This is a genomic window from Moorena bouillonii PNG (genome assembly GCF_001942495.1).
Lineage (GTDB): Bacteria > Cyanobacteriota > Cyanobacteriia > Cyanobacteriales > Coleofasciculaceae > Moorena > Moorena bouillonii.
Genome location: NZ_MKZS01000001.1, coordinates 4,007,749 through 4,027,597, shown reverse-complemented (window position 1 = coordinate 4,027,597; position 19,849 = coordinate 4,007,749). Strand labels below are relative to the sequence as shown.

The 19,849-nt window shown below is 42.3% G+C and carries 15 protein-coding genes and 2 pseudogenes; 16 read left to right on the top strand and 1 reads right to left on the bottom strand.

Annotation, left to right across the window (positions count from 1 at the left end; all coding sequences use genetic code 11):
- Positions 1-680 precede the first annotated feature (680 nt).
- A pseudogene (tnpC, locus tag BJP37_RS34515) lies at positions 681-2,167 on the bottom strand (IS66 family transposase).
- A gap of 1,689 nt (positions 2,168-3,856) precedes the next feature.
- Between tnpC and BJP37_RS39330 the strand changes: the two are divergent.
- The 16 genes and pseudogenes from BJP37_RS39330 to BJP37_RS16455 all read left to right on the top strand — a co-directional run bounded on the left by BJP37_RS39330 (position 3,857) and on the right by BJP37_RS16455 (position 19,786).
- Positions 3,857-3,994 carry a hypothetical protein gene (locus BJP37_RS39330; RefSeq protein ID WP_158069617.1) on the top strand — a complete coding sequence of 46 codons (138 nt, stop codon included), beginning with the start codon at positions 3,857-3,859 and terminating at the stop codon, positions 3,992-3,994.
- A 547-nt stretch (positions 3,995-4,541) separates the two neighbouring features.
- Entirely contained in the window at positions 4,542-5,741 is a 1,200-nt protein-coding gene (locus BJP37_RS16520; protein WP_075900383.1) for a glycosyltransferase family 4 protein, read from the top strand.
- 133 nt (positions 5,742-5,874) lie between these two features.
- Positions 5,875-7,050 (top strand): glycosyltransferase family 4 protein, encoded by a 1,176-nt coding sequence (locus tag BJP37_RS16515; RefSeq protein ID WP_075900381.1) that lies wholly within the window; start codon positions 5,875-5,877, stop codon positions 7,048-7,050.
- A gap of 23 nt (positions 7,051-7,073) precedes the next feature.
- The gene (locus BJP37_RS16510; protein WP_075900379.1) at positions 7,074-9,281 is read left to right on the top strand and encodes a GumC family protein; all 2,208 of its coding nucleotides are present in this window, start codon (positions 7,074-7,076) and stop codon (positions 9,279-9,281) included.
- Complete coding sequence (locus tag BJP37_RS16505) at positions 9,268-10,734, top strand: O-antigen ligase family protein (RefSeq protein ID WP_075900377.1); 1,467 nt, start codon at positions 9,268-9,270, stop codon at positions 10,732-10,734. Before BJP37_RS16510 ends, BJP37_RS16505 begins: the two co-directional genes overlap by 14 nt.
- A gap of 257 nt (positions 10,735-10,991) precedes the next feature.
- Entirely contained in the window at positions 10,992-11,816 is an 825-nt protein-coding gene (locus tag BJP37_RS16500) for a class I SAM-dependent methyltransferase (protein WP_229415332.1), read from the top strand.
- Positions 11,817-11,901: 85 nt separating this feature from the next.
- Positions 11,902-12,054 carry a hypothetical protein gene (locus BJP37_RS41955; protein ID WP_214607764.1) on the top strand — a complete coding sequence of 51 codons (153 nt, stop codon included), beginning with the start codon at positions 11,902-11,904 and terminating at the stop codon, positions 12,052-12,054.
- A 174-nt stretch (positions 12,055-12,228) separates the two neighbouring features.
- Positions 12,229-13,188, top strand: a complete 960-nt coding sequence (locus BJP37_RS16490; protein WP_075900375.1) for a glycosyltransferase family 2 protein — start codon at positions 12,229-12,231, stop codon at positions 13,186-13,188.
- A gap of 19 nt (positions 13,189-13,207) precedes the next feature.
- Complete coding sequence (locus tag BJP37_RS39325; protein ID WP_158069616.1) at positions 13,208-13,381, top strand: hypothetical protein; 174 nt, start codon at positions 13,208-13,210, stop codon at positions 13,379-13,381.
- Positions 13,371-13,601: pseudogene (locus BJP37_RS16485) on the top strand (DegT/DnrJ/EryC1/StrS family aminotransferase); the annotation flags it as partial. The gene BJP37_RS39325 and the pseudogene BJP37_RS16485, both read left to right, overlap by 11 nt.
- 89 nt (positions 13,602-13,690) lie before the next feature.
- Positions 13,691-14,668, top strand: coding sequence for a GNAT family N-acetyltransferase (locus BJP37_RS16480; RefSeq protein ID WP_075900373.1), 978 nt, complete (start codon positions 13,691-13,693; stop codon positions 14,666-14,668).
- 47 nt (positions 14,669-14,715) lie between these two features.
- On the top strand, positions 14,716-15,453 hold the full coding sequence (locus BJP37_RS16475; protein ID WP_075900371.1) for a class I SAM-dependent methyltransferase: 738 nt from the start codon (positions 14,716-14,718) through the stop codon (positions 15,451-15,453).
- Between the two features lie 138 nt (positions 15,454-15,591).
- Positions 15,592-16,236: a hypothetical protein gene (locus BJP37_RS16470; protein WP_075900369.1), complete on the top strand. Its 645-nt coding sequence runs from the start codon at positions 15,592-15,594 to the stop codon at positions 16,234-16,236.
- Positions 16,237-16,317: 81 nt separating this feature from the next.
- Entirely contained in the window at positions 16,318-17,757 is a 1,440-nt protein-coding gene (locus tag BJP37_RS16465; protein ID WP_075900367.1) for an MOP flippase family protein, read from the top strand.
- Complete coding sequence (locus BJP37_RS16460) at positions 17,758-18,942, top strand: glycosyltransferase (RefSeq protein ID WP_075900365.1); 1,185 nt, start codon at positions 17,758-17,760, stop codon at positions 18,940-18,942.
- A gap of 298 nt (positions 18,943-19,240) precedes the next feature.
- Positions 19,241-19,786: a peroxiredoxin family protein gene (locus tag BJP37_RS16455; protein ID WP_075900363.1), complete on the top strand. Its 546-nt coding sequence runs from the start codon at positions 19,241-19,243 to the stop codon at positions 19,784-19,786.
- The last annotated feature ends 63 nt before the right edge of the window (positions 19,787-19,849 follow it).

Below are 19,849 nucleotides of genomic sequence, written 5' to 3'. Positions count from 1 at the left end.
GTGCCACCGTTTATGCACGCAAATTGGCGAAACTCCTCTAAATCTCGGATTTTTGGCTGTGGACCCCTTTGATACTTTCTCAAGGCGTGTGAATGTTCCTCTTTGTTCTCTGGCTTTTAGCCAAAGGTCTAACGTATTACGGCTAAGCAAGCAGCATTCGGCACACTTGGGTTTTTTTCTCTCCACGATCTACTGCTGCTACTGCTTTTGCTCGCTCTGCATCGCTATATGGTGATGGCATTTATCCCTCCTTGCTACACTCCATATTATGTGACAATTATGTCCTAACCATCCCTTTTTTTGCTATATGTGCAACTTCAGCGGATTTGAGAAATGAGCTTGAGAAACACCGGTTAGCGCAAGGCTGTACGCTAACCTCAACCAAAGGGGTAGAACACGAAAGCAATTCTCCTATTCTCGAGTTTTTAAGTAGACTCTAATTTTGAGTAAAACTCGTTTGCCTGGGGGCTGAGGGGGTGACATGAGCCCTTAAAAGCTTACTAGATAATGCTTTGATGCCAGTTTATCTTTGCTAAGATAAACTGGGCAATTGACCCTAGGAATGATGTTCTAGAAGCTAAAACCCTTATAACTACGTCCAAGGTCAGGCCAAACTAGTATGTATCTTTTTGTAACATATCGGCTGAAAGTATTACCCAATAAGGATTTTAGCTTGCATGTCACCCCCTCAGACCAGGGGGACTTCGACCAGCCAAAGACAATAATTCACACAATTGGGAGATGTTCCAAAAGAACCGCTTCGCGAACGCGTTATTTCCTTGCCATCGCATCGTCTCCAAAAAGCTGAACATTTGGGCTACTAACTGCGCACCCCAATCGCTTCAAGCCCCACCACTAACTTTTCGATCAACAACAATAGGGCGTAAAGCTCTTTCAGCATCATTGTTGTCAGGTTTGACTTCTGGATCAGACAAAAAAGTAAACCACTCATCCCAATGACGTTCAAGTCGCCTCATAAACATGAACTTATCTGATGGCGGCTTTTGGGTAACTGTCTGGTGACAAAACCTCTTTTAATTTTGTTTCTATGACACTTCTGTACCCTGCTAACTCTTCTCGACTCAATAATCCGCTGTTGATAGTCCCGATGAACCGTTCTTGATTGCCACAAAACGGCTTCGACCATAGTTGCTTTCCTCACGATTGCCCTTAAATCTACACGTCTCATTGGCTTTTAAGTCCCTCTCGAGATGTGCTAAACACTTCTGCGAAGGATGCTGCACCTTGTGGAGAGTAAGCACATTAACAATCACTGCTGAGTATTCCCTCAAAATCTGAGCCCAGCAATTTTTCTAGTTCGGCAGAACTGCGGGTCGGGGCTAACATCAAGGCGCAAACTTGGTCACTGGTAGCGACCCATAACCAATACTTGATGCCATCTATACAATAAGTTGTTTGATCTTATCACCTAACTCCCGGCTGTTTAATGTAAGGAGCGCCACTGTTGATAAGAAGGTTACTTGCTCTGTTGGAACCAACGCTGCATTTTTGCCAGACTCCCCTGAGAAATGGGAACCCCCAAGACATATAAAGGCAAAATACTCCTGTTTCCGCCATGTCAGGTTTCCGCCATAACCCAACCAGCCCACGATACTACAAAGTCTTCCCCCATAGCTGAATCCTTCTTTAACTCCCGGTGGCATCAAACTGTAACCAGACCACCTACAATTTGGGCATTTATACAAGGGGCGGCGATATTCTCTGATTTCTACTGGTTGCTCAACGACTTCAGCTACCTGCTGGACTTTCTCGCTTTGCTCCTTTGAGTGACTCTAAAGAACTTCCACAGACCAGACAGTTTTCCAGCTCCAAAGTGATTACTCGATCGGGAGTACCAAATCCATTGCGGGTTTTCCCGGGATGATTGTACTATGGACCACGTTTTTTTCCTTTTCTCCGTTTCTTTTTGTCGCTGGGCTTTTTCAGTTGATCCGATCAAGGAGGAACGGAACTGCGCATGAGAGTCACGGTTTTTGAGCTTCTCAAGAGAATCTTTTAGTTGTTCAATCTCCTGTTGCTGTGCGGAGATTTGGCGTTGTTGCGCCTCAATCAGACTTTGCTTTTTGACCAGTTGTTGCTCTTGCTCGATTAGCCATTCATAAATTCGCAGCACTGTATTTGCCATCTGCTCAAGGGCTATGGCCATGCTCGGAGTTGCCGGTCAGTGCGTAAGTCATAGTCATAGCTTTTAATATACATCATTCAAAAGACAAAACGCCCATTCCTCGCACTCAAGCCAGCCATTGGCCACCGCCCAATTCTCAATCTCGCGAGTGTATGTTGTTGATCCGAGCCTTCCAATTCGGGTTGTGGAATCTTGCTGGAACTGACACACTGTGTACCAAAGGAGCAGCTATCCACTAGGGGATTGTCTTTTTCTCAATAGAATTGCTCACTTGCGGTGAGCAGTTACTTCAAATGTACTTTTTTGAAGCAAACTTTATCCTACAAGGTTGAGTGCGAGTTTACAAATCAGCTCTGAGATCTCAAATGGGTTCTATAAGGAATATAGAGTGTTGATCATACCGATAAGGTAGATTCAATTTTCTTACCCTCTTGCGCGCGGGGATTCCTAGTCCCTACTCCCTAAAACCCAGGACGAAAGTACCTCACCCAATTGATAACTGCTATAGAATGTCCCAATGAATTGTAAACAAGTATTAAAATTTTTTCGATTACCAAAAATCTTTATATACTTTATTAGCTCTTGCTTCTTGAGTATTGCCTCTTGGCTTTCCCTAAGCAATTAGGTTTACAACTCAAATGGAAATTCTATAGTTAAGTGTCACACAGGCTTTTAGGGCTCACTAACCTGATCTGATCAGGTTAGTAGCTGGAAAAAAATAAACCTTACTTTATTAACTTTTGTAAAGTTGCCAAAAGTCCCTATGCTCCCTGCTCCCTGCTCCCTATTTCAACAGTTAAATTTACTTTTGTCCGACTACTTAGCTTTATTCCAGTATGGCACAGAATGGATATTTAGGTGGCCGGATCGTCAATTAGTTACATTAAACACTTGACAATATAGATAAATTTAGTATAATAATATTCTTGAAATAATTTTTGGGCAAATTTTGCCGTAAAATTTCGGGTTAATTGATAATAGTCTCAATAAAGCGGTAGATTAGTGGGCTAAATGCCCAGCAGATAGGTGCCACGATGTAGCCAAATACTCTGGACATTGGCTACAGCTTTTTATTGACATTCCGAGGTCACATTTGCAAATATAGGTTTTGGGTGCAAAATCATGGGTGTATCACGGTCTAGATGCAGTGGCTCTGGGAGTCAGGAATCAGATTCAGAGGGATAGACTGTGAGGCGATAGTCCCCACGTCAGTTTGTAATATTTGGTGTAGTATTTAGATTTTAGTATCTATACTCTGGGGATGCTGGCGATATTGTTGATGAGAAATACTGAAGGTGTTCTCACTTAAGCTGTTCTCGTTGTTTGTGTTCCCGTAGCAGGATGCAGTAGCTTCCAAACTACACTTTCAAGTGCGGAATGTGGGATACCAAACAATCCCTATCTACTAGTTACCAATATCATCTTGATTGGAATGATGCTTCCCATCAATATCGTGCTGCGTTTTTTTACCAAGACTATTAAAGTCCAAAATATTAATAACTTATATTTTATTCCGTTTACTAATTATCAGATCCCTTCCCGGGTAATTGGTAAGTAGTCTGAAACCATTAAAGTTGACTGTTAACACCAGGGAACTTCGGACAAGGGAACAGGGAACAGAAAGTGATGCATCAATACAGGGTTTGAGCAGCGTTAAGTTTCTTAACACAATTAAAAAAAATTATCTCCGAGTGCTTAATTGCTAAAGCGATGCAGCGCGGTCTTGGGGAGGCAGCGCCTTCACGCGGGGGTTTCCCCCATGAGCGACTGCATCAAGACAAAGTAGTTGACAATTACCAATTCCCTATTACCCATTACCAAAAATTCAGGGACTATTTGGGTTGGTAAGTAATTAAGCGGACATGATCTAATATCATGTCCGGTTGTTTCGCTATTGTTAAGTGTTGTCTGGAAAATTTGTCTGGAAAGAATTTTACGCTTTTTTAAGTTGAGAGAAAGTCACAAACTAGTGGTAGGGCTTTCTAAATTCAGTAGCTGTTAACTTGTCAAAAAACTATCCGGATTTAGAGTTGTGAAGGTGTAGTTTATAATCAGGGTTTAACCTAAATTTAACCAATTATTTATGGTTGTTAAAAAAACTCCCAATAATTCATTTTTTTCGGTTCCATAAAATCAAAAAAAGTGTACCTTCCCTATTTGATTAATGCTATATAGCGTTGATCATACTTATGAGTTATATTCAATTTTATTACTCCTACTCCCTACTCCCTACTCCCTACTCCCTACTCCCTACTCCCTACTCCCTACTCCCTAAAATTCAGCATACAAGTACCTCAATTAATTGAATAATACTATATATTATTGATAGTAAAATCTCTGAAATATAAACTCTAAATTACTGACTATCAAACAGTTGTACTTATTATTAAAAGTAATGCAGAAACTAATTTTAACTATTTTCTATCAGTTTAATCCTTGGCATAGCAGCATTGGTGGGATTCAGACCGTGATCCGCTCCTTTATCAAATATGCTCCGAGTGAGTTCGAGGTGCGGTTGGTGGGAACAGGAGACCTGGCTTCACCTTCCGGTGTATGGCAAGAAGGGGAACTAGCCGGTCGAGCCATTCAATTTATGCCCTTGTTTCCTCTCGAAGATGACAATGTTAGGCCCTTGATACCCACGACGGTGAAGTATACGACTGCGCTGTTCGGTCGTTGCTTGGCATCGGATTTCATGCATTTTCATCGCATCGAACCTAGCTTAGCAGCCCTCAATTGGTCTGGAGAGAAGACGCTGTTTGTACACAATGACATTGCCAAGCAGATGAATCCTGCAACGGGTAATAATGGCATTCTTTGGCAGCGTTTTTCTGCAAGCTATTTTGCCCTCGAACGCTTACTGGTGAAGCAATTTAGCCAAATTTTTTCCTGCAATACTGAATCAGCTAAGTTTTATCAACAGCGTTATCCAGCGATCGCAAATCGTGTTGCTTACCTGAAAAACACCGTTGATGAGGAGGTGTTCTATGCCCTAGACCAAAAGGAACGAGAACAAAGACGCAAAGCTCTAGCACAGGAGCATAATTTGCCTGAACAGACCCGTTTTCTCCTGTTCGCCGGTCGTCTGCATCCTCAAAAAGACCCGATGTTACTGATACGGGCAATGGCAGCTTTATATATTCCCAATGTTCACTTACTGATTGCTGGGGATGGGGAGTTAAAAGATGAACTCCGTGGTGAAATTTGCTTTCTTGGGTTGTCTAACCGAGTGACTATGCTCGGAGCAGTAGGTCAACAAAAACTAGCAAACTTATACCGTGTCTGTAGTGTCTTTGTTTTGAGTAGCGTTTACGAGGGACTGCCCTTGACTGTCCTTGAGGCTCTCGCCTGTGGGACACCTGTAGTGACTACGAATTGTGGTGAAACCCCCAAATTTCTCGGTGCTGACAGTGGGATTGTTTGCAAGGAGCGTACCAAAGTTGCGATCGCAGATGCTTTGGGCAAGGTTCTGCACCATCCAGAGCATTATCCAGCTTGCTCCTGTGTGCGCACCGCTCAACCCTATAGTGCTCGCAAAGTTGTTAGCAGTGTTTATGAGCAAATGCTCAAGCGTGCTCAGCAACGGTCTGCCTAATCTCTGTTTAATCGGCTGCCTTGAATCAAGATAAAGCAGTCAAATTTTAGAGCAGTCAAACTTACATACTCAGGTTGTCATCACCACTTAATTAGTCTGCCGAAGAGTATCGTAAAACAGAAAACTAGAAGTAATGAAAATTGCTGTAATTGGAGCCAAAGGAGTACCTGTTAAGCAAGGTGGCATTGAACGTTACTGCACAGAACTCTATCCCAGAATTGTTGCCCAAGGTCATTCAGTAGACCTATTTGCACGGTCGTCTTACACCAAGTCTACCGGTTTTTCATCCTCTGACTACAAAGGTGTTCGAGTGATCTCTCTACCCTCGATACGCTTCAGAGGAATAGATGCTTTGGCTAATGCTGCCCTGGCAGCGATTATCTCCAGTGGCAAACGCTACGATATCATTCATTTCCATGCCCTAGGTCCAGCTGTGTTCTCCTGGCTCTCCAGAATTGCCTCTTCTGCAAAGATTGTGGTTACCTGTCAGGGATTGGACTGGCAACGAGCCAAGTGGGGGGCATGGTCGAGTGGCTTAATTCGTTTGGGGGAAAGGAACGCGGTTTACTCTGCCCATGAGTTAGTCGTAGTCTCACAAGCACTCCAAAATTACTTTCTCAACACCTATAGCAAGAATACAATTAATATTCCCAATGCTCCAGGGAGTTACCCAGAGTCAGACCCCAAATTTCCCTATGGTAAATTCCTAGGTCTAAACTCGGGGCGTTACATTCTGTTCTTGGGCAGGCTTGTACCGGAAAAACGACCTGATCTACTGATCAAAGCTTTCCAACGGCTCAAATCTAACGGTTGGAAACTGGTGATTGCTGGTGGTGATAGTGACACTCATAACTACATCGCCAACCTACATGACTTGGCAGGCACAAATCAAGACGTGTTATTCGTTGGTGAACTCCATGGAAGTCCCTTAGCCGAGATTGTTCGGGGCGCAGGATTGTTTGTTCTGCCTTCGGATTTAGAAGGATTACCCCTGGTGATGCTAGAGGCAATGCAAGAAGGGATTCCAGTCCTCGCTAGTGATATCCCTCCCCATCAGCAATTGATTGGTCAAGAACGAGGTCTACTGTTCCGAGCAGGAGACGTAGACTCTTGTCTCCAAGCTCTAGAGAGGGCGATCCGTCAACCTCAAGAGTTAGCAGATATGGCAAAGAAGGCACAAGACCATGTAGCCACTTACTATAACTGGGACAAAATTACTGCTGATAACTTGAGACTGTATCAAAAACTCTGTGCGTCGTCGTCTGATGCAAAATTCAGTGTCACGCTCCCCTTTTTCAAAAACCAGTAAAACCACAGAGTTTCGTCAACCTTATGGAGACAAGCCTTTCATCACTACCATTAGCCTTAAGGCGGCGGCTTTTGGCAGCCCTTGCTACCTTTACATCTGTAATTGGTGGAGGGATGGCCTATTTGGTTGTTACCCCACCAGTGTACCAAGTGAAAGCACGGCTGATGCTGGAAAATAAAAAGGTGAGTGTGTCTGAGTTGGGTCGCAACCTCAGCCAAGTCCCTGCTAATACACCCGGTGAAGCTAGCCCGATCGCAACTCAAGCAGAACTAGTGGGGTCACAACGGGTTCTTCAGGGAGCACTTTACCAGATTGGTATACTAGGCAGTTCACCTGAAGGACTGACCATAAACACACTCCGTAGGGATTTAAAGGTAAAAATTGTGCCTGCCACCAATATTCTTGAGCTGAGCTATCAGAGTCAAAATCCAGAATTGGCAACCACGGTGCTCAATGCTGTCGCTAACGCAATGGTTTCTGAAAGTGCTCAAGGGATTCGGTCAGAAGCTAGAGCTGTGCGGGAATTTTTGGAGAAAGAAGTACCATTACGGCGTTTGGAGGTGGAAGCAACAGAAGCAGCGTTAAACAAATTTAAACAAACCACTGGTTTAGTTTCTCCCGAGGAACAAACACAACTCTTAGTCAGGAGTTTAGCAACTTTAGAAGACCAAGAACGTGCTGTGTCTATTCAACTCCAAGACGCTAAAACCCGTAGCCAAGAACTCCAGACCATAACCAGTCTGAATAATACTCAGAATGCTTACATCGCTGGACGCATTGGTCAAGATCAAGAACTCCAAGCCTTACGAGCTCAGCTGGTCAACTTGGAACGGGAGTTAGCCAAAATGCGATCGCGTCTAACTGATCAGAATCCAGCGATGATATCACTGGTTCAGGAGCGCTATGAACTCCTTACCCTGTACAATCAAAAACTTTCTCGTCTGTTGCCCACTAATCAGCCCACTAATCAGCTCACTAATCAAATTATTCCCCCTGCTGATGTGGCCTCTGATCAGTTGAGCCAGGACTTTACCTCTAGGTTTATTTTAGCTGAAACAGAACGGTCGGCACTGGAACAGAAGCTCTACCTGGTGCAGACTGAGCGCATTAAACTCCAGAATCGTCTTGGTCAAATACCAGTTCTACAGCAACCCTTTGGTACCTTAGTTCGCCGACAAGACGAAGCAATTGCCTCTCTTAAACTCCTCCAAAACAAACTGGAAGAAGCACGGATTGCAGAAACCCAACTAGTTAACAATATTCAAATTATTGAGCGGGCAAAACTTCCTTCATCACCCAAGGAACCCAATCCAAAAGTGGTGCTGTTGATTGCTAGTGCTGCTGGAATTGCCCTAGCTGTCGGTATGGTGCTGCTGCTGGAGGTGATGGATAATACCCTACACGATGGCTCGGAAGCGGAGGCACTCCTGAAGCTGCCTAGGCTGGGGGTATTACCGACGATACCTGCTCAGGCACTCAGTGTTGAGCAACCGAAAGGATTCTTGGAAGATATGAGGTTAATGGAGCCTTACCGCCTGCTCCTGACAACCATGGAGTTGCGTGCTCAGAAGAGGTTACAGCTGATTGTAGTCAGCAGTGCTGTTTCCGGAGAGGGTAAGTCAGTGGTAGTTTCCCACTTGGCTGCGGTTTCAGCAAGATTTTCCAGGCGGACATTGATTATTGATGCCGACTGGCGTCACCCAATGCAGCACAATTTGTTTGGCTTACCCCCTCAGCCAAAGGTTAAAGATTTAATGGACAGCAATCAAACCTGCCTCGAGGCGGTGCAACCCACAGCGATCGCAAACCTTTCGATTTTGACCTGTAGTGACCAGCCCTCTGGTCCGGCTACCTTCCTACAGTCACAGGTGATGAAGTCTATTTTGGCAGCAGCCGGAGATCATTATGACCTAGTGATTGTAGACACGCCACCAGTTAGTAGTTTTGCTGATGCCCATACCTTGAGTCGGTATAGTGATGGGTTGGTGATGGTGACACGTGCCAACTTTACCCAGAAAGATATCCTACTACAGACAGTATCGAAATTGAAAGATACTAGCACTCCGATACTGGGGTTTGTTGTCAATGGCATAAGCGATCGGACTCGACAGTACTATTCCGATTCCTTCTATAGTTACCAGCCTCAATCCCAATCCAGGCAGACCCATGGCAACGAAGCCAGCAACAATTGTGCTCTTGTATCCAGGGAGGTTGATCATGCAGATTCATAACCCCTGGCATCGTTCCTCTGCTCTGACCTTTTGGCTGGGACTGGCAGGTGTGCCCATTGGTCTAGCCGTTGGCTTACTCGCAGGTACTCAGCCCCGTTTGCTTGGTTTAGGGTTGGTGGCAGTAGCGGTGATGGTCTACTTCTTTGCCCGATTTGAGCAAGCCGTACTGGGACTATTGATCTTGCGTAGTTGTCTCGATCCGTTTTCAGATCAACAGGTACCAGCAGCTTTTGCGATCGGACTCGACGGCTTGACTTTGCTTTATGTGACAGTGATGTTACTGAGGGGGCAAACTGTACGCACCGATAAGTTTTGGTGGTTCTTTGCTGGTTGGGTGATGCTACAAGGCTTGTGGGTGATACTTTTGCCTCTGGGAGGGCTGGGGCTAGATGCTTCGTTTTTGCTAGGAAGCATCCGTGAGTGGATACGTCTATTTTCTTGGCTAATGGTCTACTTGCTGGTAATGCAACTCAAGGACAGGCTTCCACCTAAGCAAGTTGTCTACGGGCTGTTTTGGGCTCTGCTCTTACCAGTTACAGTAGCGTTGCTCCAGATGTTATTGCCTTCGGTTTTACCTCCCTTTTTCGCTCCTCACGGCGGTCACTCCACCGGCATAGAAGAAGTATCTCGCATCAAAGGGACTATTGGTCACCCTAACGGCTTTGTAACCTGGTTATTGCTGTTCATGGGTCTGACCTATTGGAGGCTAACCCAGTCAAATCCACGCTGGATCTGGATGCTATTGCTGGGTTTACTTACCCTTTTGTATGTGAGTACTAAGGCTCTATTTGGTTTGATGATGCTTGGTACCTTTATTGTGGTTTTAATCGCCCCTAGATTGAGCATAGTCAACCTAATCGGTGGCATAGTTGTGTTTGTCGGTATTATCATCTTGTTTGGTAGCTCAGAGTTTGGTCAAGAACGTCTCGGCTCGATCGCTCAAACACCACTGGGTAATCCAGATATCGATATTTGGAAGGCAATTCTGCTGTCCAAGGGAGATGGCAATAGTTTCAACTGGCGGCTGGCTCAATGGACCTATCTCCTAGAGCAATGGAAACACTTCCCAATCCTTGGTTATGGTCTCGGAACTAACAAACTGATCAGTAGTAATGGGCTCGAACCCCACAATGATTACATTCGAGCCCTGGTAGAAGGAGGAATCGTAGGATTGGTAACTTGGTTGGTCTTCCTCGGAGTTCAGGTTGGGCGTCTTGTTCAATTATTTCGACAGGCATCTCCTGGCAGTGGACAAGGGACTCTGTGTTTGGCCATGTTGGCGATTCTTCTGGCTGTACCTGTGGGGATGATTACCGAAAATATCTGGAGTCATACCACTCTCTTTTTCTACTGGTATACCTTGTTGGCAGTGGTGGGTTGGAATTGGGATGATCTGCCCCCTTCAGAAAGTCACGCACCGGTTAGTCGTCCTGCACGGCTTACACCTTTTTGATCAGGGTAACTCTAGCTTTTATAGGAGTGACCCAAATTATTTCACTCACGAAATAGTTGAGACTTTAACCAATAGCAATAAAACACCATGACTAATCAAAACATTACAAATCATGCTCAAATTAACTTATCATCAAGTACTCAATAATTGCTTGGCTGTCCCTGTTGCTTGTCTAGCTTATAATAAACCAAAATAAGCTTAAATGTACAAAATTATAATGCAATACTTTTTATCCTGTTGTTCAGGGTAAACCAATTTTGATCAATGAATCATCTAGTGTATTTAAGATTAAAAATTTTATAAATCCGGAAAATGCTGAGCTTAACCCAAAACCAAAATTAGAAAGAATTGCCATCAATTTAATTCCTAGCATTATCCTGAATTTGAAAGGTAAGAGGAATTACAAAAAATTCACAGAACTTCTGCTCAAGCAGACTGATACTCCTAAAGTACTGATCATTGGAGGTAGTGTGATTGGTCAAGGTATGGAAGAGCTGTTATCAGTACCTGCCATTGAAATTATCGAAAGTGACGTTGCTTTTGATTCCCGTATAGCAGTAATTTTTGACGCCCACAATATTCCTTTTAAAGATAATTCATTTGATGGAGTCATAATCCAAGCTGTCCTTGAACATGTTGTAGATCCATCCCGTTGTGTTGAAGAAATTCATCGAGTGCTCAAAAAAGATGGTTTAGTTTATTCAGAAACTCCGTTTATGCAACAAGTACACCTAGGAAGATATGATTTTACTCGCTTCACTCACTTAGGACATCGTCGTTTATTCCGCAAGTTTGAAGAAATTTGTAGTGGTGCTGTGTGTGGACCAGGAATGGCATTAGCCTGGTCATATCAATACTTTATTTTAAGTTTTGTTAAGAGCCCTATGGCAAGAGGTTTGATTAAGGTTATTGCCAGACTGACATCTTTTTGGTTGAAATATTTTGACGACTATCTAATTAATAAATCGGGTACATTTGATTCGGCATCAGGTTTTTACTTTATGGGCAAAAAGAGTGATAAAAAACTTTCATACACAGAACTAATAACTCTTTACAGAGGAACACAAGCAAGTTATTTTTAACTAGTTTCGCTACGGGTAAGTCTTAAACTTTAAGTTATTTGATATCTAAAAAAATGATGGAATATGGTTCGTTGTTTCGGCATTTATGTACTATAATGTAGCTAATAATTTGGTTATAATTTGGGAATTAAAAAATTACCATATGGTTCCTATAGCGGTTGAAAAAAAAAATGGCAATAATGTAGATATCGGCTCCAATGTGGTGATTATTGGTTGGTGGGATTACGATTGGAGATAATGCTGTAATTGGTGCTGGTTATGTAGTTGTAAAGGATGTTTATGAGAGTTCTGTATTTGTAGGAAAATCGGCAAAATTTATTCGTAAAGTTTGTGACAAAAAAGTTAATAAGTAAAAACTAGTATCAGTATCAATTAACTAAAGTATTGCTAATTCTTATATGTAAACTTCAAAATGCCAAAAGTTTCTGTTGTTATTCCTGCCTATAATTCCATGAACTATCTCCCGGAAACGGTGGATAGTGTTTTTCGGCAAACCTTTACTGACTTTGAAATATTAATTGTTGACGATGGTAGCTCGGATGGTGTTGAGCAATGGGCTGCTGAACTAGTAGACTCACGGGTGAAATTTATTGCCCAAGCCAACCAAGGCGTATCCGTAGCCCGTAATACAGGAATTGCTCAAGCTCAAGGGGAATATATTGCATTGTTAGATTCTGATGACCTCTGGGAACCAACCAAGCTGGAAAAACAGGTGCGTTGTCTCGATGACCATCCCAAAGTAGGCTTGGTGCATAGTTGGGTTGCTTTGGTAGATGAGCACAGTCAGCCTACAGGTAGATTTTTTATTCCTACTGCAGAAGGGGATGTCTGGCAGCAACTGCTTGAGTGCAACCCCATCACTTGTTCTTCAGTAATGGCACGTCGTTGCTGTTTTGAAACGACTGGAGGATTTGACCCTAACTTGCGCTCCGCTGAGGATTGGGATCTGTGGATTCGCATTGCTGCTAATTACCCTTTTGCTCTAATCAAGCAACCTTTAGCTTACTATCGACAGCTTTCTAGTAGTAAGTCCAAAAATTGCCAATTGGTAGAAAAATCTCTGACTAGGATCATCGAGAAAAGCTTTCAATCTGTACCCTCTGAGCTACTTTATCTCAAAAGCCATAGCTATGGTTATGCCAACCTCAACTTAGCTTGGAAATCTCTGCAGACGGTTGAGAGTGATTACCGACAGGCAAATTATTATCGTCAGCAAGTGCTTCTACACTATCCTCAGATGCGCTTCTCTCTAAACTTTATCCGTTTGAGTGTTGCGATCGCACTGATGCACTTCTTCGGACCTAAGGGCTACAGCAGATTTCTAGAGGTATTTTACAGTCTGCGTCGGCGTCTATCAAGTTTTGCACGATAAACAAATCTGATTACTGTTTTTGGAAAACATAACTCCTAACGTTAGTATCAAAAATTCTCTTCCTATTCGCCCCAAAGAATGGTTCTTAGTATTTCGATCTCCTGCTATCGAAGATGCAGAAATTCAGGAAGTTGTTGCCAGTATGCAAACAGGTTGGTTGGGTACTGATCCGAAAGTAGCACAGCCGGGATGAGTTTCTTGATGGTATGACGGCTGAAAATATCGGGGTTGGGGTGCATTATCTAAGTATTCCCGAACATCCTTACTATCAACAAACCTTTGGTTGGCAGCCAGAAAATTATCCAAAAGCGATGGCTATTGGAAGGCAAACAGTGAGTTTGCCCTTGTCAGCCAAGTTGACGAATGAGGATGTTAATGATGTAATTTTTGCGGTTAAAAATTTGCTCAAATAATACATCTGTAGGAGTGAAAGTTTGTCGCAGTTTAAAGCTTTCTGTTAAAGGAAAATTCATCAAATTATAAATTTATAAAGTCCACAAAAATGAGTATTTCGATTACGAGGATCCGTACAGCCACTGCGGATGAGTGGGATTTAATTTGGCAAGAATGCGATTATGCAACCTACTTTCACTCCCGAGAGTGGGCAGAAATCTGGAATGTTTATACCAAGGGCAAGATGCGTCCGGAGCCTAAGCTAATTTTATTCTCAGACGGAAAAAAGGCATTGCTTCCGCTTTCATCGCAGAAAAGATTCAAAGGATTGGGTAAACAATATATTTCTTCTCCAGCAGGAACTTTTGGTGGTTGGATTTGTGTGGATCAGCTTGATGTCAAACATGCCAATTTATTAGTTGATTTTTTAAGTAACAAACTTGGTAATCTCTATTGGCGAATGAATCCTTATGATCAGCTTGCCTTGAAACTAGGATTAATCAATAGCCAAGATGATGAAACTCATACCATCAAGCTGCAAGTTGAGTTTGAGGCTATCTACAAGAAATGGTCAAGGGGGCATAAATCTGCGACCAAAAAGGCAAAAAAAGCCGGTTTTTTAGTAAAAACAGCCTCTACGCTCGATGATTGGAGCCATTATTATCAGGTTTACGAAGACTCCTTGAGGCGATGGGGAGATAAGGCTTCTTCTAAATATGAATGGGAATTGTTTAATGATATTTTTCAGCGACATTCAGCTAACACCAAGCTTTGGTTAGCAATTTATCAAGAGCAAGTTGTTTCTGGAATACTCTGTTTTTACGCAAAAAAACATGTAGTGTATTGGCATGGTGCAACTCTGGAAGATTTCTTTCATCTTCGTCCAGTCAATCTTCTGATGTATGAGAGCATCAAAGATGCTTGTGAGCAGAAGTATGACTGCTTTGATTTTAATCCTAGTGGTGGGCATGAGGGAGTAAAAGAATTCAAGCAAAGGTTTGGAAGTGAAGCTCTGTCATGTCCCATTGTAACTGCTGAAGATTCAATCACCCGTGTTCTTGCAGCAGTCAAATCCAAGCTTAGATAAAACACGTATTGTAAGCAAAAAATATTCTATATAGGAGATTCATTTCGATGACAGATTGGGACACATATGCTAAACTAGGAATTCTGCAAGCAGTTATTGATCCGTCTGACAATCAAGGCTTCAAGAATCGCCTGATTGATCAGATTCAGTGGCGCTTGATTCAGGAAAAGTTGAAAAAATCAAAAAAACTTTTGGATTTTGGCTGCGGTACTGGCAGATTTGCTCCTAGGATTACAAATTTGGGAATTGAGTATACAGGAATTGACTCATCTGAAAACATGATTCAGGTGGCAAAGGATATTCATCAGTCACCTATTTTAAAATTTATTCATTTCAATGGTGTAGAAATTCCTTTCCCAGATAACAGTTTTGATACTTGCCTTTCCAGTGGCGTATTTCAGTATCTGATCAAGGAACCTAATTGCCAGAAAATATTATCTGAAATACGCCGCGTCCTAGTTCCGGGGGGATGTTTAATTATGGATGAGCAGGTCAGTCTCTCCAATCAGACTTCGGCGTCAGGAATGCTTGTGCTAACTGAACTTGACTACAAGAATGAGATATCTAATAGTTTTTCTGTCAAGTCAGTCTGTAGAGTTCGCGGTGGTTATTTGTCTAAGGTGTCACATCTTTCATTCCGCGTGGCTAAACTTCTTCCCTGGGCTTTTGATGTCTCTTTAGATTATTTGGCACAACGGGAGATTCGGAAAATTAAAAAAGTAAGTAGTGACTATCTATCGACTATGAAGTATTACGAGGTACTCATTGAATCGGAAACAAAATAAGCAAACTATAAAAAATAACTTGAACTATTAATGCTTTTGTTCGGGCAATATTTTATGGATCCACTCACCATGAAAAAGTTCAGGTTATTTCTTCTATAATTTGAATTGGATTAGTATAGAGGATAATTGGAGTATTATATGCTTTTAAATAAAGTTATTTTAAATAAAGTTAATGGAATCTGCTACAAATTAGATATTTCCATCTTATATCAATCTGAAGTTGGTATTAAATGTTTTAACCAACTTCTCTCAAGCGACATATTAAAATATTTTTGTGTTGGCGAGATTAAATCATTACAATTGGAATCCTTATACCTCTGTGCCGATGGATTAAAAGACTCACATACTCTTGTCAACACTAATATTGTTGACTCTCCACATTTTGATTTAATGAAAAATCTTAAAAATAACAAAGATGTCATGGATTCTAGTTATGTAAAAAGAGTGAATAGAGGAATATTAGATTTTCGATCACCTCGCAAAGTCAACCATAATTATATAGCATTTCTCAAAACAAAATATCAAGAAAAAATGAATTCAATAAAAATTGGTAATTATGAACCAATCAAAGTATTTAATGTTGATGGGCGATACTTTATTGCTGATGGAAAGCATACCGCCGCTTGTTGTGCTCTAATAGGTGTCGAAGCAAAAGTCATTCATCTTTCCAAAGTAATATACGATAGTTTCTGGATTTGGGTTTATAAAAAAATGCTAAAAAACAGCAATGAATACAAAAAGAACATTGAATTTTTCAAGTCTGCTCTTAGAGATTATGCCTAGCTGGTAGTAATTTTTAAGTGAGACGTACATCTGTTGAATAAGTTGAATAAATAGTCAAAGAGCTTTGCAGAGGAAGATTTAATGTCCCTTAAACGAGTTGCCACATCTGGAGTAAAGTGGTCTTTAGTGTCCCAAGTCGGGCGGCAGGTGATGCAGTTTGTCACTACTGCTATCCTTGCCCGCCTACTCTCACCTTCTGATTTTGGCTTACTGGGCATGGCGATGATTGTGATCGCATTTATAGACCTGTTTAAGGATTTGGGCACCTCATCAGCAGTAATTCAGCGGAAAAATATTTCTGATGCACTTTTGCATAGCCTCTTTTGGATCAATGTAGCCTTGGGAATCTTAGGGATATTTGTTATCTTTGTTATCTCACCACTGGCTGCCAGTTTTTATCAGGAACCGAGGGTCACTTCAGTTCTGAGATTCCTCTCATTGAACTTTTTTATTTCTGGTATCAGCATCTTACAGAAAGCCATTTTAGAAAAAAATTTAGCATTCAATACCTTAGCCAAAATAGAAATTTGTGCGATCGTGTCTGCTTCCTTCGTTGGCATTGGTTCAGCTCTTCTAGGATTTGGGGTATGGAGCTTGGTCTACCAATCATTAGTATTAGTGACAGTAACAACAGTTATGCTTTGGGCTGCCACTAGCTGGAGACCAAAAATGATTTTTGATTGGAGTGAGGTCAAAGATGTTAGTAGTTACAGCTTGAATTTAACCGCAGCTAGTATCTGGCGCTATTTTAAGAGAAATGCAGACTACCTCCTAATTGGACGAGTTTTAGGAAGCCAAGACTTGGGATACTACACCTTGGCATATCGCATCATGCTTTACCCCTTGCAGAATATCTCTCATGTGATTGCTCGGGTGATGTTTCCTGTATTTTCCCAAATACAAGATGACAATGCAAAATTTAGAAGTGCCTATCTCAAAGTTATCGGTTTAATTGCTCTGATTTCTTTTCCAATGATGGTTGGTCTTTGGGTAGCTGCTGAGCCCTTTGTTCTGACATTACTTGGGTCACAGTGGCAGCCTGTCATTTTGCTACTGATGATTCTGGCTCCTGTAGGAATGGAGCAATCTCTGGGAACAACAGTAGGCACAATCTATAAGGCGAAAGGTCGTCCAGACCTTCAGTTTCGATGGGGAATTGTTTCTGGAATATTGATACTTACTGCTTTCGTGATCGGTTTGCAATGGGGGATTGTTGGGGTTGCAGTTGCCTACGTGATCGCGTCTTTTCTTTGGTGTTACCCAAGTTTTAATATTCCTTTTAGTCTCATTCATTTACGGATGCGTGACTTTGGGGCAGTGCTTTGGCGACCACTTGTTGCTAGTCTCCTAATGCTACTTGTGCTTGTAGGGCTGAAGTTTTTGTTACCCACCGGTCTAGCTAGTGGCTGGGTGTTAGGCATACTGATACCTATAGGAGGTATTTCTTACCTGTTGGCAAGCTGGTGTATCAATCGAGAACAGATACAGCAATTATTAGTCATGGTAGGGCTAAATAAATAAATGAGTATTCAGCTATTGGACAAGAGAAAAATTAAGGTTATTCATAGCTATCCCTTCTGGCTACCACAGACGCAAACTTGGATGTATAACCAAGTTCGCTACTTGCCTGATGAAGTAGAAAATCATATTGTCTGCGAACGCACAGAAAATTTGGAGCAGTTTTGGCTACCCAATATCCACACACTGAGTGATAGTTCCAAATGGCGCTATTTCTGGGATAAGGGTGTGCGCAAACTACAGTTTCGCCGTCACCTGGGATTTTTAGTAGAAGTTGCCAAACGGCAAGGTGCAAGCATTTTGCATTCTCATTTTGGTGATATTGGTTGGGGAGATCTAGATGCAGCGAAGCTAGCAGGACTTAGGCAGGTAGTGACTTTCTACGGTTGGGATGTTAATTCCTTGCCTAAAAGTAGCCCCCACTGGCAGAAAAGATATCAGGAACTGTTTGCCAAGGTAGATAGAATTCTCTGCGAGGGCCCCCATATGGCACAGTGCATCATTAATCTAGGATGCCCAGCAGATAAAGTTAAAGTTCAGCATCTGGGCATTAGTATCGAGGAAATTCCCTTTAAGCCCAGAGTCTGGAATCCTACTGAACCTCTACGGGTACTGATTGCCTCATCATTCACTGAAAAGAAAGGAATTCCCTATGCTTTGGAAGCCCTAGGGCAACTACAGCACCAGGTTTCTCTAGAAATTACTATTATTGGGGATGCCAATAGTCAAGCCAGAAATCAGGCTCAAAAGAAAAAAATTCTGGCAACTATCGAGAAGAACAATCTCCAGTCAAAAGTTCGCCTGCTTGGCTATCAACCACATAAAGTCTTATTTGAAGAGGCTTATAAGCACCATATCTTTCTCTCCCCCAGCGTCACAGCGAGTGACGGCGATACTGAAGGGGGCGCACCGGTATCTCTAATTGAAATGGCTGCTACAGGAATGCCCATTGTTAGTACCAAGCACTGTGACATTCCTGAAGTAATTATTGATGGTGTTACAGGTTTACTCGCAGAGGAACGAGATGTGGATGGACTAGTGAGCCATTTGCAACACCTAGTCGCTTATCCTGAGCAATGGTATGACTTGGTTCAGGCAGGGCGCAAGCATATAGAAGCAGAATATGATGCCCGGATTCAAGGCTCAAGATTGGCAGGAATTTATATAGGATTAAATGCAATGGGTTAGAAAAGACAATCAACTGTTCTGTAGACATCTCCAGGAATTGCTTAGCAATTCCTGGAGATGTCTATTACCCATTACCAAAAAACAGACACTTATCTCTATCAACATCCATATAAGCTGTCACGCATTGAAATTGTGAATCGGTACTGATGGGAAGATGGGTCTAGTTTTTCGTAAGTCCTGGTGGTTTATGGGTAGCGATCGCTCTTCTTTCCCTGAACTAGCTACAGTTGAGGGTGCCTATCGGTAAACTATAACAGTAACCATAAACTATTCCCTGTCTAGGACAATTGAACCCCTGATGCTCAGAGACCTGAACTTTAGTGGCTTAATCAATCAGCGCTTCTTCCACAATTTTGTTCCTGTACCAGCAACTAACGCGCTACAACTCGGAGCAAGGACTCCTGATTTTGAGCTACCAGATATTACCAATAACCGTCAGACCAAATTATCCGATTATCAGGGTAAACAACCGGTCATCTTGGCATTCACCCGAATTTTCACAGAAAAGCATTACTGTCCCCTGTGCTTCCCTCACATCAAAAACATCAATGAGAACTACCAACGTTTCACTGAGAAAGGGGTTGAGGTGTTAATGATTACGAGTACAGATATCAGGCAAAGCCAACAAGTTGTTAAGGATCTCAGTTTACAAATGCCACTGCTGAGCGACCCCAACTGTAGAACCTTTCGCGCCTATAACCTTGGTCAAGCACTTGGTGCTCCTCTACCTGCTCAATTTCTTTTAGATCAGCTAGGAAAACTCCGCTTTCAACATCTATTTTCTTTCCTAAATTCAAATGCTGAAGTAGAGACACTGTTAAATGCCATCGATACCCTCTTATGAGGTACAGTCAATTGTCTTACCCCTACTCCCTACTCCCATGAACCCAGGAGGAAAGTCCCTAGC

Coding starts and splice junctions, on each gene's coding strand:
- BJP37_RS39330 (WP_158069617.1), top strand. CDS start 3,857: ATGCAGCGCGGTCTTGGGGAGGCAGCGCCTTCACGCGGGGGTTTCCCC.
- BJP37_RS16520 (WP_075900383.1), top strand. CDS start 4,542: ATGCAGAAACTAATTTTAACTATTTTCTATCAGTTTAATCCTTGGCAT.
- BJP37_RS16515 (WP_075900381.1), top strand. CDS start 5,875: ATGAAAATTGCTGTAATTGGAGCCAAAGGAGTACCTGTTAAGCAAGGT.
- BJP37_RS16510 (WP_075900379.1), top strand. CDS start 7,074: ATGGAGACAAGCCTTTCATCACTACCATTAGCCTTAAGGCGGCGGCTT.
- BJP37_RS16505 (WP_075900377.1), top strand. CDS start 9,268: ATGCAGATTCATAACCCCTGGCATCGTTCCTCTGCTCTGACCTTTTGG.
- BJP37_RS41955 (WP_214607764.1), top strand. CDS start 11,902: ATGTACTATAATGTAGCTAATAATTTGGTTATAATTTGGGAATTAAAA.
- BJP37_RS16490 (WP_075900375.1), top strand. CDS start 12,229: ATGCCAAAAGTTTCTGTTGTTATTCCTGCCTATAATTCCATGAACTAT.
- BJP37_RS16480 (WP_075900373.1), top strand. CDS start 13,691: ATGAGTATTTCGATTACGAGGATCCGTACAGCCACTGCGGATGAGTGG.
- BJP37_RS16475 (WP_075900371.1), top strand. CDS start 14,716: ATGACAGATTGGGACACATATGCTAAACTAGGAATTCTGCAAGCAGTT.
- BJP37_RS16470 (WP_075900369.1), top strand. CDS start 15,592: ATGCTTTTAAATAAAGTTATTTTAAATAAAGTTAATGGAATCTGCTAC.
- BJP37_RS16465 (WP_075900367.1), top strand. CDS start 16,318: ATGTCCCTTAAACGAGTTGCCACATCTGGAGTAAAGTGGTCTTTAGTG.
- BJP37_RS16460 (WP_075900365.1), top strand. CDS start 17,758: ATGAGTATTCAGCTATTGGACAAGAGAAAAATTAAGGTTATTCATAGC.
- BJP37_RS16455 (WP_075900363.1), top strand. CDS start 19,241: ATGCTCAGAGACCTGAACTTTAGTGGCTTAATCAATCAGCGCTTCTTC.